Source organism: Rhizobium albus, assembly GCA_030160035.1.
Classification (GTDB): domain Bacteria; phylum Pseudomonadota; class Alphaproteobacteria; order Rhizobiales; family Rhizobiaceae; genus Georhizobium; species Georhizobium albus.
Window position 1 is genome coordinate 885,205 of record BSNO01000003.1, and the last position, 13,283, is coordinate 898,487.

The 13,283-nt window shown below is 62.4% G+C and carries 10 protein-coding genes; 9 read left to right on the forward strand and 1 reads right to left on the reverse strand.

All coding sequences use genetic code 11. The features are described from left to right. Positions 1–231: 231 nt before the first annotated feature. On the reverse strand, positions 232–1,323 hold the full coding sequence (locus tag QQL76_RS11950) for a PAS domain S-box protein (protein ID WP_499207824.1): 1,092 nt from the start codon (positions 1,321–1,323) through the stop codon (positions 232–234). Between the two features lie 416 nt (positions 1,324–1,739). Here QQL76_RS11950 and QQL76_RS11955 point away from each other — a divergent pair, with 416 nt between their 5' ends. The 9 genes from QQL76_RS11955 (at position 1,740) to QQL76_RS11995 (ending at position 13,277) form a co-directional block, all read left to right on the forward strand. After that, a complete protein-coding gene (locus tag QQL76_RS11955; RefSeq protein WP_499207825.1) occupies positions 1,740–2,315 on the forward strand; it encodes a GAF domain-containing protein in 576 nt (191 codons plus the stop codon). Positions 2,316–2,685: 370 nt separating this feature from the next. Then, positions 2,686–3,672 (forward strand): GlxA family transcriptional regulator, encoded by a 987-nt coding sequence (locus tag QQL76_RS11960; protein ID WP_499207826.1) that lies wholly within the window; start codon positions 2,686–2,688, stop codon positions 3,670–3,672. Positions 3,673–3,738: 66 nt separating this feature from the next. Next, positions 3,739–5,493 (forward strand): putative bifunctional diguanylate cyclase/phosphodiesterase, encoded by a 1,755-nt coding sequence (locus QQL76_RS11965; protein WP_499207827.1) that lies wholly within the window; start codon positions 3,739–3,741, stop codon positions 5,491–5,493. Between the two features lie 166 nt (positions 5,494–5,659). Then, positions 5,660–6,526 (forward strand): helix-turn-helix transcriptional regulator, encoded by an 867-nt coding sequence (locus QQL76_RS11970; protein WP_499207828.1) that lies wholly within the window; start codon positions 5,660–5,662, stop codon positions 6,524–6,526. Positions 6,527–6,621: 95 nt separating this feature from the next. After that, on the forward strand, positions 6,622–9,600 hold the full coding sequence (locus tag QQL76_RS11975; RefSeq protein ID WP_499207829.1) for a xanthine dehydrogenase family protein molybdopterin-binding subunit: 2,979 nt from the start codon (positions 6,622–6,624) through the stop codon (positions 9,598–9,600). After that, positions 9,597–10,424 (forward strand): FAD binding domain-containing protein, encoded by an 828-nt coding sequence (locus QQL76_RS11980; protein WP_499207830.1) that lies wholly within the window; start codon positions 9,597–9,599, stop codon positions 10,422–10,424. Before QQL76_RS11975 ends, QQL76_RS11980 begins: the two co-directional genes overlap by 4 nt. Continuing rightward, entirely contained in the window at positions 10,412–10,924 is a 513-nt protein-coding gene (locus QQL76_RS11985) for a (2Fe-2S)-binding protein (RefSeq protein ID WP_499207831.1), read from the forward strand. Before QQL76_RS11980 ends, QQL76_RS11985 begins: the two co-directional genes overlap by 13 nt. Then, positions 10,917–12,437: an acyl-CoA synthetase family protein gene (locus QQL76_RS11990; RefSeq protein WP_499207832.1), complete on the forward strand. Its 1,521-nt coding sequence runs from the start codon at positions 10,917–10,919 to the stop codon at positions 12,435–12,437. The genes QQL76_RS11985 and QQL76_RS11990 overlap by 8 nt, the downstream gene beginning before the upstream one ends. Before the next feature lie 33 nt (positions 12,438–12,470). After that, the gene (locus QQL76_RS11995) at positions 12,471–13,277 is read left to right on the forward strand and encodes an enoyl-CoA hydratase/isomerase family protein (RefSeq protein WP_499207833.1); all 807 of its coding nucleotides are present in this window, start codon (positions 12,471–12,473) and stop codon (positions 13,275–13,277) included. The last annotated feature ends 6 nt before the right edge of the window (positions 13,278–13,283 follow it).

Genomic DNA, 13,283 nt, shown 5'->3' on the forward strand with positions numbered 1-13,283 from the left:
CCGCGCGGGTGTATAGCCGCCATGTTTCGTTCCGGCACATGGCCGTCGCTTCGAGCCTCAATCTAGCCGGTTCGGGCCGAGCCCGAATGCTCGAAGCTCGATTAAAGCTGCCTATTCCTGGATTCTGGAGTTTTCCGGCTCGGGCGGCGCTCCATACGATCGTGGATGGAGGGCCGGAGCATCTGCTGCTCTTATCAAACGGCCGAATGGCTCGAGTGAGCTTTCGTTACCTCACCGAAAGGTCAGCGGTTGGTTCAATTCGTGCGCCAGCGCGCCAGCCATCTGCCCGGCTGCGCTCAAACGGGACGCATGAAGAAGCTCCAACTGAAGTTCCTGCGCACGCACATCCGCGCGCTCGCGTTCATTTGCTTCGAGCGTCAGGCGTCCGAGCGCTTCCGCCAACTCCGATGTTCGTGCCGACACCCGCTGCTCCAGCGAGTTGTTAAGGCGCCGAAGGTTTTCTTCGAGCCGTTTCTGCCCCCTCAGATCGCGGCTGACGGTCGCCATGTTCATCGGATGACCCGTGCGCAGGTCATCGATACGGAACCAGTCGACCAGAAAAGGAATGTCCTCTCCCGTTACAAAGTGGCGGAACTTGAGCTCACCAAACCAGCGCCCTGTCTTCATCACTTGCGACATCAATTCAAGATGTGCGCGAGTTTGCTCACCTGGAGCCAAGAAATCGAAGACGGCATGTCGCTGCGCCTCCTCGATGCCGGCCAGCCCCAACAACTCGCAGCCGGCCTTGTTGAGGTACTTCACCTTTCCGTCCAAGCGTGCGAAACCAACGAATTCGGACGATCGATCGATCAAGCTCGCTAAACGACGTTGCTGAGCCTCCGCGTGCCTGCGCTGGAAGGCGAGTGTTGCATGGCTCGCCGCGATAGTGAGAAGCAGCCGATGCGTTTCGCTCGGAAAATTGGGGTCGAGGGAACCAACAGCAATTCCCGCGTCGCTGCCAAAGTCCATCGAAACTGTCGTCATGCGCAGAGCTCCCGTTCCAAACGGGTCGTCGATTGCGACTGTCTGCTCGCGGGTGCAGAGCTGTGCGCGACGGAGAATGCATTCGATGCGATCAGCCGACTCGACGGTGACGGCTTGGCTTGTTCGCATGACTTCGACCGCAGCTTCATCGCCCAGCCCAGGCGCAGCAACGTAGACGACGTCCGCATCCAGCATCGAAATCAACGCCGCTGCCACACTGTCGGCAATCTGCCGCGGATCGTAGTCTTTCCAAATTGCAGGCAGCGTCGAGAGCGCCACAAGATCGCGGATGCAATGCCGTAGCTCTTGCGGCTCGAAAAGCTCGTCGACCCTGAGCATGACGCATGATCCCTATCGAAAACGCCATTCGGACCTTCAGCGCCTGTCCAGAACGCTGAAGCAGAACGACAGAAATTCGCTTCCGGAGATAGCGGCTGGCGACAGGCCGTCTGTGCTTGCGCAGGTGTGCGCATGCCGAGGGTGCCATCAAAGAGAGCTGACAAAGCCCAGACGACGGAGAAACCACTCTCCGAACGTATCCTGTTTGAACCATACATTACATGGTTCAGATGCCCAGCGAATTCATTCCAAGGGAATGGCCGAGGGCTCGGCATTTATGGGTGGTCGGCAGCCCCCCAGAACGGCGGGATGACCTTGCAATTGCGCAAAATTGCTTAATGGTCTCGCCACCGGTGCCCATTACATTTCCGGTCTCGCCCACGCGCGAGCGCAACACTGCCGGCGTAGGTACGACGATGCAACGACTTACCGAACCGTTGGACGCTGCGATTGGACAAAAGATCGAAGCCTCCTTGGCGCGGCTGAGAAATTCCAGCGACTTCAATCTGGATTTGCTGCCGGTGCTCGATGTTGCCATTGGTATGACCGGCGCAGACATGGGAACGCTGCAGCGCTACGACGGCAGCACCGACCAGCTCATACTCGTTGCAAGCCGCGGCTTCTCGAGCGAAACGCTGAGCTTTTTTAGCGTTGTCCGTCGCGACACAAGCAGCACGTGCGCGGCCGCCCTTGCGCGACGCATGCGGGTTTTCGTCCAAGACATTTCAACAAGCTATCTTTTTGTAGGCACCCGCGAACTCGATGTGCTGAGCGCCAATGGCGTTGCTGCCGTGCAGTCAACACCGTTGATCAGCAGCAATGGCCGGTTTTGCGGGGTGCTTTCAACACATTTTCGCAAAATGCAGCCAGAAAACGCATTCGATTATGCACCGCTCGATCGATTTGCCGTCCAGATTGCGGACAGCTTAGAACACCGAGAGGGCCTGACGCCAAGCCGACAAGCGACCCGCATACCGGATCGGGGAGACTGATATGAACGCGATGACCCGGCTCATTCCATAGGCGGGACCCTACTGCGCGAGTACCGGCATGTCTGCGCATTTTGCAACTCGGCAGCGCAGGAATACGCCACATCGCTCCCTTCGTCTGCGACAAAAGGGTGGAAGCCGTCAAAGTACGTGGATAGACGACGGCAGTGCACGAGAATTTTGGCGGCGCTCTTGCCCGGGGACGTTCCGCGAGGGAGGTGACAAGTCGTCGGCGTCGTCTTTTGCTGGCCAGCACAAGATCTCATTCACTTTGACTGCTTGGTGGCCCTGTGCGACCGTCCCTTGGGAGAGACCGGCGCCGACGCGCAACATCGTCGATAGCCTCGAGTCTGCAAATGGAAGAGATGTCCCAATGCGGATCGTCATCTTCGTGCCTGCGGATGTGCATTCGCTGGAACTCGCGGGTCTTATGGACGTCTTCGCCGAGGCGAACGCCCATGCAGGGAAGATATTCTACGAAGTTGACATCCTGACGGAAGAAGATGGCGCCATTCGTTGCGCTTCCGGGCTCAGGGTTTTGCCAGACTACAGGTTCGATGCATATCCAAACATCCCCGACACCCTGCTGGTGGCCGGCAGCGTCGGAGTTCCACAGCGGCCGAACAGGCAGGTCATCGACTGGTTGAACAGTATTGCTCCTCGGACGCGGCGCTATGGGTCCGTCTGTACAGGCGCATTCGTGCTCGGCGCGGCAGGTCTCCTAAAGGACCGGCGCGTTACCACGCACTGGCAGTTTGCGTCTCTGCTCGCCGAGCGTTTTCCTGCGACCCGTGTCGAAGGGGACCGGGTGTTCATCCGCGACGGCTCGATGATCACCTCAGCTGGGTCAAGCGCAGCGATCGACCTCGGCCTTTCGCTCGTCGAGGAGGATCTCGGACGCGAAGTCGCGCTTTACGTCGCCCGCCGGCTGGTCGTGTTCCTGAAGCGGCCGGGCGACCAGTCACAATTTAGCGTCCACCTGACCGCCCAGGCGGTCGGCCGGACCCGTCTCCACACCGTCCAGCAATACGTGCTCAACCATCCTACCGCCGACCTGTCGGTCACCGCGCTGGCAAAGATCGCGGCCATGAGCGTGCGCAATTTCACGCGCGTTTTCTCTCAGGAGGTCGGGATATCGCCATCGGATTATGTCGAACTGACGCACATCGACGTCGCACGCTTCCTGCTGGAGGGAAGCCGGCTGTCGATTGCAGCAATCGCGGACAGAAGTGGTTTCGGGTCGGCGCGCGCCATGCGCCGCGCCTTCCTGGCGCATGTCGGGGTGAGGCCGTCCGACTACCGCGAGCGATTTCGGACGGCCGGCGATGGCTCAAGGCCCAGTTTGTCCGACAACGGCTAACGATTGTCCTGAAACCACCCTGGCCGTCGATTGTCCCTCTTCGGATGGAGGCCCATAGCTCCTGTCATGGAAGAGATCAAAAACTTTGTAGCATCGGACTTCACGGGGGGCGTGGCCCCCTTAGCCAACGGTGGGCTTCTCAGCGCCGATGCGGTTCAGTCACTTCTTCCGGCTCTCGTCGAGGAATTGACTGACGGGGTCGTGATTGCTCAGCGTGCGAACGCCAACACCCCCTTGCTTTATGTCAACAAATCCTTCGAAAATTTAACGGGCTACACGCGACATGAGGTCATTGGAAAGGACTGCCGCTATCTACAGGGCAGCGAACGCGACCAACCTGAGATCTCCCGCATTCGCGCTGCGATCGAGGCGGGCGAGCCGATAGACACGACGCTGCGAAATTATCGCAAGGACGGATCGGCCTTCTGGAACAGTCTCAGTCTCAGACCTGCACGTGTCGGCGATGAACTGCTTTATGTGGGCATAATGCGCGATGTCTCGGCGATCCGGCAGGCGCATATGGCTCTAGATCGCGTCGCAAATCTGGACGGGACCACGGGGTGCCTCAACCGCCAGTCTTTCATCCTGTCTGTTGAAGAGCGTTTTGCGAAACGTACCGCGACCCTGCTGGTCCTGAAATTGGATGCAATCGGCTTTCACGATCTCAACACTGGATATGGCTTTGAAGTCGGCGACGCTCTGCTTGCCGAAACTGGGCGACGGCTCCGGGATTTTGGGGCTGCACTCGTGGCCCGGATGGGTGCGAATGAATTTGCGCTCGCTTTTGAACTGCCCGATGAAACAAGCGCCGACGCAATCGTCAATTCGGTCTCGACTGTTCTTGCTGCAGACTTTGTGGTGGCAGGGGTAAGCGTCTCGCTGCGTTTCGCAATCGGCTATTCGATCGGCCAGACGGGACGAAGTGCGATTTCTCTCATTCGCAATGCCGGGACCGCACTATGGGCTGCCAAGTCGGACCCTTTGGGAGGTCCTCGCCGGTTTCGCGACGCGGATTTCGAGCAGGCCCGCCGTCGTGTGCGGCTGACGCGCGAATTGAAGATCGCTGTCGCAAACGAGGAGTTCGGGTATCACTTTCAGCCTCAGGTCGACCTCGCAACCGGCGACTGGCTTGGCGCCGAAGCGCTGATCCGCTGGAACCATCCGCTGTTCGGGTGCCAACTTCCCGGCAGCTTCATTGAAACGGCTGAGCGATCGGGTTTGCTTCTCGAACTGACCGGACGAAGCCTGATGACCGTTGCGACCTTTGCCAAGCGGATCAACGCACGCCGCGAGAGGCCGCTACGCTTTTCAGTGAATGTCTCAGCCGGAGAATTCCTGCGGCACAACATGGATGAGATGGTGGGGCGGGTCCTGCGCCTGACTGAGGCGAAACCGGCGTGGATGACGCTGGAGATTACCGAAAGCATGTTTCTCAGCGACACGCCGGGCGTAAGGGACGCCTTCGAACGATTGCGCCAGATCGGCATCGGTTTGTCGGTCGACGACTTTGGCACGGGGTACTCGAACCTGCGCTCACTCGAAACCTTTCCTGTGACCGAGATAAAGATCGACCGCAGCTTTGTCGGCAACTTAGCGACAGATTCATCGAAGAGAATCATCGTTCGGGCCGTTATCGATCTGGGAAGTGCGCTTGGTCTGACAGTGGTCGCAGAAGGCGTGGAAACGGAGGCCCAGCGCGTCATGCTTTGCGACATGGGCTGTCCTGTCGGCCAAGGCTACTTATTCGGAGCCCCGACGGATGAGGAAGGTTTTGCCGTCCGGTCAGGGCCGAGTGCGACAGATTCAGCGGAGGCAACATGAGATCGGCTCTGGTGCTTGCCGTTCACGAGCGGACATGCCAGCCGCATTCACGCGGTTTTCTCCAGCCTAGACTTTGCTCCGCATTGTTGCAGGGCTCCAGCCATAATTGACAGGTTCAGCGGATCGCAGCAGTCTGAGCACCATTTAACTGGTCGCGGCACTCATCATGTCCAATGCACTACGCATCGCCAGGGGTCGCTTCGGGCGGGTGGCACTTCTGAATATGGACAGGCCGTTGGTGCGTCATGCGCATCCGCACTGCCATGTGCTGCTGAAGGTCGAGGGCGCCGACACTCAGTTCTTCGTACGTGACCGTGCTGTTCCCTTGACCGATGAAACGGCGGTGCTGATCAACGCTTGGGAGCCGCACGCCTACGACCATGATCTGGCACGGCCGAAGACGGTGATCCTGGCGCTCTATATCGAGCCTCAGTGGCTGCAGCACTTCCGCAAGAACTGGGGTGCGAGCGACGCGCCGGACTTTTTCGAGGCCGCAGCCGGCTCGATCACACCCGATATCAGGCGGCTCGCCCGCGAGCTCGCAGAGGCGATGGTGCATGCGCCGGATGCTGCTGCGCTGCACGAAGACATGCTCGGCCGGCTGATGATCACTGTCATCGAGCGGTTCACCGCCTGGCGCAGCGTGCCCCAGTCGATCAGCGCGCTGGCCGCGCGTGAACCTTCCGATTTTCGCATCCGTAAGGCGGTGATGCTGATGACGGCGAACCCCGGCGTGATCACCGACATGGACACATTGGCAACCGATGTCGGCATGTCGCGGGCGCACTTCTTCCGGCAGTTCGAAAGCGTCATGCGCGTTAGCCCGCGGGTCTATCTCAACGTCCAGCGGCTGGAACGCGCAGTCAGCGCGGTCTCCGACGGGGAAGAGACATTCGCCGCCATCGGCGAGCGGCTCGGCTTCTCGGTTCCAGCGCATTTCTCACGCTTCTTCCACGACCACGCCGGGTCCTCGCCAAGCGTGTTTCGCTCCGTTACACGCCTCGCCAGGTCGCAATATGAGACTTCTCGGTAAGTCATGAGACGTCCCGGTATCGCCGACTAGTCTCAACGGCTGTTTCCTCCACGCCATGGTGCTGCTTCCAACGCATGCGCCAGGGAGGAGACGCCATGAACGAGCTAACGAGGCCGCAAAGCCTCGTCGGACAGTCTGTCGAACGTGTCGAGGATGCGAGCCTTCTGAAAGGCCGCGGACGCTACATCGACGATCTGCCGACGCGGCGCGATACCGCCTACGCCGCTTTCCTGCGCTCCCCGCATGCGCATGCCGAAATACGGGCTATCGACACCGATAAGGCCAAGGCGCATTTAGGCGTCTACGCGGTCCTCACGGGCGAGGACGTCGCAAGCCTGACCAACAGCCTCGTCGTCGGCGTGAAGGCCGATGTGGAATGCTGGCCGATGGCCCGCGACCGCGCCCGCTATGTCGGCGAGCCCGTCGTGCTCGTGGTGGCGGAGAGCCGCTATATCGCCGAGGACGCGCTGGACCTCGTGGAGGTCACTTACGAGACGCTGCCGCCGGTGATGGATCCGCGCGCAGCGCTTGCCGACGACGCACCCGTCCTCCATCCGTCGCTTGGCACGAACCTGATCAATGAGCGTTCGTTTCGCTACGGCGATCCCGAGGCTGCCTTCGAGGCTGCCGCACACCGCATTTCGATCACGACGGCCTATCCGCGCAATTCCTGCACGCCCATCGAGACCTATGGCGTCATCGCCGAATACGACCCTGGCGAAGACGCCTATGACGTCACGGCGAACTTCCAGGGTCCCTTCTCCATCCACGCGGTTCTGTCGCGTGCGCTCAAAGTCCCCGGCAACCGCATGCGCCTGCGCACCCCGCCGGATTCCGGCGGTTCCTTCGGCGTCAAGCAGGGCGTGTTTCCTTATGTGGTGCTCATTGCCATTGCTGCACGCGTTGCCGACAGGCCCGTCAAGTGGATCGAGGATCGCCTGGAGCACCTGACCGCGTCGGTCTCGGCGACAAATCGGGTAACGACACTGGAAGCGGCGGTGGAGCCGGACGGCCGGATCACCGCGCTCTCCTGGGACCAGATCGAGGATTGCGGCGCGCACCTCAGGGCGCCCGAACCGGCGACGCTCTACCGCATGCATGGCAACATGACCGGCGCCTATGCGATCGACAATGTCGCCATCCGCAACCGGGTTGTCCTGACGAACAAGACGCCCACTGGCCTCAACCGGGGTTTCGGCGGCCCGCAGATCTATTTCCCGCTGGAGCGGCTCGTCCACAAGATCGCCGACGAACTCGGCCTAGACCGGCTCGATGTGATCCGGAAAAACCTGGTGCCGAGCGACGCCTTTCCCTACCGCACCGCGACCGGCGCGCTTCTGGACTCGGGTGACTACGAAGCCGCGCTCGACCGCGCTGTCACCAAAGGTGGGCTCGGCGAACTGATGGCCCGGCGCGATGCGGCCCGCGCGGAAGGCCGACTCTATGGCATCGGTCTCACCGCCGCGGTGGAGCCGAGCGTATCCAACATGGGCTATATCACCACGGTGCTGACGCCGGAGGCACGCGCCAAAGCCGGCCCGAAGAACGGCGCACAGGCCGTGGCGACGGTCGGCATCGACCCGCTCGGTTCGGTCACCGTCAAGGTTGCATCGGTACCGCAGGGGCAGGGCCATCGCACGGTGCTCGCCCAGGTTGTCGCTGACCGGCTGGGTCTTCCTCTGAGCGCCGTCCGGGTCAACACGGAACTCGACACCAACCGGGACGCCTGGTCGATCGCATCCGGCAATTATGCCAGCCGTTTCGCACCGGCCGTCGCCGGAACAGCACGGCTGGCCGCTGACCGGCTGCGCGGCAGATTGGCGACGATTGCTGCCGCACAGCTGAATGTCACTGCCGACAACGTCGACTTCGCAGATGGCAAGGTGTTCGACCGTGGCAATCCCGACAACTCCGTCTCGTTCGCGCGCGTCGCCGCAGCAAGCCATTGGGCGCCGGGAACTGTCCCGGAAGGCACCGGGCAGACCATTCGCGAAACCGTGTTCTGGACGCCCGACGAACTGACCGCGCCAACGGCCGAGGATGGCATCAATTCATCGCTCTGCCACGGCTTCATCTTCGATTTCTGCGGCGTGGAAATCGACCGCGACACCGGCGTTGCCCGTATCGATCGATACGTCACCATGCATGATTGCGGTACGATCCTGCATCCCGGCATGGTGGATGGCCAGGTCCGCGGCGGCTTTGCCCAGGCAGTGGGTGCTGCGCTCTACGAAGAATACGCCTATGGCGCCGACGGGTCTTTCCTCACCGGAACGCTCGCCGATTATCTGATCCCGACCGTGATGGAGACACCGGAGCCGGTGATCCTCCATTTCGAAAGCCCGTCGCCCTTCACGCCGCTTGGCGCAAAAGGGGTCGGGGAAGGCAACTGCATGTCGACGCCGGCTTGCATAGCCAACGCCATCGCCGATGCCACGGGCGTCGAGGACCTGACGCTGCCGCTCTCGCCGAGCAAGATCTCGGCGCTCATCCACGGCGACGAAAAGCCCTCGGCCCGGCCGAAGAACGACGCGAAGCCGCTGAAGGCGCGCGAGGGCGAACGCGCACTGTCCGGCGAAGGGTCGGCCGAAGTTTCCGCCACCCGCGAAGATATCTGGGCGATGCTGCTCGATCCAAAGACGCTGGAAGCGATCATTCCCGGCGCCCACAAGGTCGAGAAGATTTCCGACACGCATTTCCGCGCCGACGTCACCTTGGGGGTTGGCCCCGTCAAGGGGCGCTACCGCGCCGATATCGAACTGTCCGACATGGTCGAACCCGAGGCGGTGACGCTGTCGGGCGGCACGGAGGGCGCTCTCGGATCCGGGCGAGGGCAAGGGCGCATCACGCTGACCGCGACGGAAAACGGCACCTGCGTTTCCTACAGCTACGAAGCCGGCATCGGCGGCAAGGTCGCGTCCATCGGCGGACGCCTGCTCGACGGCGCGGCACGCGTGGTCATCGGCCAGTTCTTCCAGTCGCTCGCCCGGTATGCCGGGCGCGGCAAGGCCGCCGAAGCTCCGTCGACCGGCGTGCTGGCCCGATTGAAGTCTCTACTGGGGAGGCGCGCATGAAGCCCGCAGCGTTCGACTACCTGCAGGCCGCAACGCTCGATGAGGCCCTGGATGCACTGCACGAAGCGGGCGGCGACGCGCGCGTCATCGCAGGCGGCCAGTCACTGGTGCCCATGCTGAACATGCGCCTCGCCCGTCCTGCAGTCCTCGTCGACATCATGCGCATCGAAGCGCTGCAGAAGATCGAGCGAAGCGGCGGCGACATCCTCATCGGCGCCGGCGTGCGGCAGGCCAAGCTCGAAGCGTGGCCGGATCTTGTCGACCGCTTGCCGCTGGTGGCGATGGCCTTGCCGTGGCTCGGCCATGTGCAGACCCGGGCGCGCGGAACTGTCTGCGGCTCGCTCGCCCATGCCGATCCGAGCGCGGAACTGCCGCTCTCGCTCATCGCACTTCGGGGAAGCGTGCATCTGCGCACCAAGCGCAAGAAGCGCACGGTCAGCGCCGAAGATTTCTTCCTGGGCATGATGGCGACGGACCTCGCCGAGGGCGAGATGATCGAGGCGGTGTCGTTCCCGGCCCGGGCCGATGGCACCGGTTACGGCTTCAACGAGATCGGGCGGCGCCATGGCGATTTCGCCATCACGGCGGTGGCCGCAGTGATGACCGAGCACTCCGCATCGATCGCCATTGCCGGCGTGGACGACCGCCCCCGGCGTTTCGACGTGCCGTTGCCGGGCAATTCCGGCCTGGACGATGCCCTGAACGAGATCGCCTGGGACCTGAACGCCCGCGACGACATCCACGCCTCGGCCCGCTACCGGCGCGAACTCGTCAGGCGTCTGGGCCGCCGCACCATCGAGGAGGCTGCCGCATGTCTCGCCTGAATGCCCACGAGAAAAAGACCGTCACGTTTAAGCTCAACGGTCTGCCCGTCAGGGCCGATGCGGAAAGCCGGATGCTTCTGAGCGACTTCATCCGCCACGAGATCGGCCTGACCGGCACCCATGTCGGCTGCGAGCACGGTGTCTGCGGCGCGTGCACGATCCAGGTCGATGGTGCACCGGCACGTGCCTGCCTGATGCTCGCCGTTCAGGCGGAAGGAGCCGACATCCGCACCGTCGAGGCGCTGTCGCCCGGGGAAGGCAGGCTCTCTACGCTCCAGGCCGCATTCAAGCGGCACCACGGCCTTCAATGCGGCTTCTGCACGCCCGGCATCCTGATGTCGCTCGATGCGCTGATCAGCGCACGGCCCGACGCGGGCCGCGACGAGGTGCGCGACCATCTTTCCGGTCACCTCTGCCGGTGCACCGGATACGTGACGATCGTGGAGGCCGCGCTGTCGGCTCTCGATGAAATCCGGAGGGAGGTGAAGAGCAATGTTTGATCTGGGAACGAGTTTCGTAGCGAGTGTGGATCGCGATCCGCATGCGCTTGCCATCGTGGATGGTACAACACGGCTAACCTATGCCGAATGGTATGCGCGCATTTCGGCGCTGGTCGAGGGCCTCGGGGAGATGGGCCTGACGCGTGGCGATCATGTGCTGACGGCCATGCAGAACCGCTGGGAGAATGCGTCGCTGCACTGGGCGTGCCAGTTCGCCGGCATCATCGTCACGCCGCTCAACTGGCGGGTCAAAGCCGACGAGGTCGATCACGGGGTCGACGATTCCGGCGCCAAGGCGGTGTTCTACGAGGAGGTCACCGAAGACGCCGTCGCAACGTCTGCCAAAGCTGCCGGCATCATCCGCAAGTCCGCCGCCGAGCTGGCTGAACTGATGCAGGGGAATGCGCCGCTCGCCGTGCCCCAGGCTTCGGCGGAAGACTGGTCGCTGATGCTCTACACCTCCGGCACGACATCGAAGCCCAAGGGCGTGCCGCGCCGCCATCGTGCCGAACGGGCCGGAGCGCTCGCCCATGTGGCGCAGAACCTCTATCGCCATGGCGAGCGCACGCTCGGCGTCATGCCGCTCTATCACACGATGGGCGTGCGCTCGCTCATCGCGTCCTCGCTGACCGGCGGCGCCTTCATCTGCCTGCCGCGCTTCGATGCCGGAAAAGCCATCGATCTCATCGAGGCCGAGGCGATCACCAATCTCTACCTGGTGCCCACGCTCTATCACGACGTGATCCATCACGAAGGCTTCTCTCCCGAGCGCGTGAAGTCGGTCACCAAACTTGGCTACGCGGGTGCCTCGATGACGAACGGGCTTCTGCGCAAGCTCGACGACGCCTTCAAGCCCGAACTGTTCGTGAACCACTACGGCTCGTCCGAGATCTACACGTTCAGCATCGAGCAGAAGGCGGCGGCCAAACCTGGCTCTGCGGGGCGTGCCGGCATCAATCAGATGATCCGTGTCGCCAAGCTGAACGCGGCCGATCCCGATGAGCTTGCCGTACCCGGCGAGGAAGGCGAGATCATTGCGCTCGCCAAGAGCGACGAAGCCTTCGAAGGATACTGGAACCGGCCCGAAGCGACCGAAAAAGCTCTGCGCAAGGGCTGGTACTTTACCGGCGACACCGGCTTCTTCGACGAAGACGGCGATCTCTTCGTCACGGGCCGCGCCGACGACATGATCATCACCGGCGGCGAGAATGTGTCGCCGGTCGAGGTCGAGAGCTGCCTGTCGCTGCATGACGACGTCGCCGAAGTGGCTGTCGTCGGCCTTCCGGATGAACGCTGGGGCAAGGTCGTCACCGCCTTCGTCAAGCGTCGCGGCAACGTGACGGCCGAAGAACTCGACCAGCACTGCAAGGCCTCAGGCCTCGCCAATTTCCGCCGGCCCCGCCGCATCGTCTTCGTCGAGGACATCCCGAAATCGCCCGTCGGCAAGATCCTGCGTCGCATGCTGGTCGCCGGCGAATATCGCGAAGAACAACGCATTCCCGAACATCAATAAGCACTCAGCCTGCTGACCAGAAGGATTTCCCACATGGCAGATAAAGCCACTTTCGACGACAAGCGCCTCGCCGACCTCGACGGCTTCACGGTCGTCATCGACGCGGAGCGCCAACGCGCCGACATCACCTTGGATCGGCCGCCTTACAACGTCGTCTCCATGCTGGCACGCGACCAGCTCCGCCTCGTCTTCGAAGCGCTCGATGAGGACGACCGCGTTCGCATCATCGTCGTCACCGGCGCGGGCGAGCATTTCTCGTCGGGCGGCAACATCAAGGGCTTCCTCGAAGCGACCCCGGAACATGTTTCCAAGCTCGCCTGGAACATCGCGGCGCCTGCGCGCTGCTCCAAGCCGGTGATTGCCGCCAATCGTGGCTATTGCTTCGGCGTCGGTTTCGAACTGTCGCTCGCCTGCGATTTCCGCATCGCGACCGACACGACGCGCTACGCGCTGCCGGAGCAGAAGCTCGGCCAGATCCCGGGCTCCGGAGGCTCCGCACGCCTGCAGAAGATGGTTGGCGTCACGCGCAGCAAGAATATCGTCATGCGCTCCATGCGCATCACCGGCAAGCAGGCCTATGACTGGGGCATTGCCTCCGACGTCGTCGCCGATACCGATCTCGAAACCACGGTCGATGCGCTCGTCGAAGAACTGATCGCTTTCTCGCCGATCGCCCAGCGCACGGCGAAAAAGCTCCTTAATGACACGGACGACGCGCTGCTCACCACCGCGATCGAGCTGGAAGGGCTCAATTACAGCCGCCTGCGCCAATCCGACGATTTCCGCGAAGGGGTCAACGCCTTCCACGAAAAACGGGCCGCCGTCTTCGTCGGCCGCTGACAACAA

Bases quoted from the DNA above. Each gene is read 5' to 3' on its own strand.
- QQL76_RS11950 (WP_499207824.1), bottom strand. From the start codon at position 1,323: ATGCTCAGGGTCGACGAGCTTTTCGAGCCGCAAGAGCTACGGCATTGC.
- QQL76_RS11955 (WP_499207825.1), top strand. From the start codon at position 1,740: ATGCAACGACTTACCGAACCGTTGGACGCTGCGATTGGACAAAAGATC.
- QQL76_RS11960 (WP_499207826.1), top strand. From the start codon at position 2,686: ATGCGGATCGTCATCTTCGTGCCTGCGGATGTGCATTCGCTGGAACTC.
- QQL76_RS11965 (WP_499207827.1), top strand. From the start codon at position 3,739: ATGGAAGAGATCAAAAACTTTGTAGCATCGGACTTCACGGGGGGCGTG.
- QQL76_RS11970 (WP_499207828.1), top strand. From the start codon at position 5,660: ATGTCCAATGCACTACGCATCGCCAGGGGTCGCTTCGGGCGGGTGGCA.
- QQL76_RS11975 (WP_499207829.1), top strand. From the start codon at position 6,622: ATGAACGAGCTAACGAGGCCGCAAAGCCTCGTCGGACAGTCTGTCGAA.
- QQL76_RS11980 (WP_499207830.1), top strand. From the start codon at position 9,597: ATGAAGCCCGCAGCGTTCGACTACCTGCAGGCCGCAACGCTCGATGAG.
- QQL76_RS11985 (WP_499207831.1), top strand. From the start codon at position 10,412: ATGTCTCGCCTGAATGCCCACGAGAAAAAGACCGTCACGTTTAAGCTC.
- QQL76_RS11990 (WP_499207832.1), top strand. From the start codon at position 10,917: ATGTTTGATCTGGGAACGAGTTTCGTAGCGAGTGTGGATCGCGATCCG.
- QQL76_RS11995 (WP_499207833.1), top strand. From the start codon at position 12,471: ATGGCAGATAAAGCCACTTTCGACGACAAGCGCCTCGCCGACCTCGAC.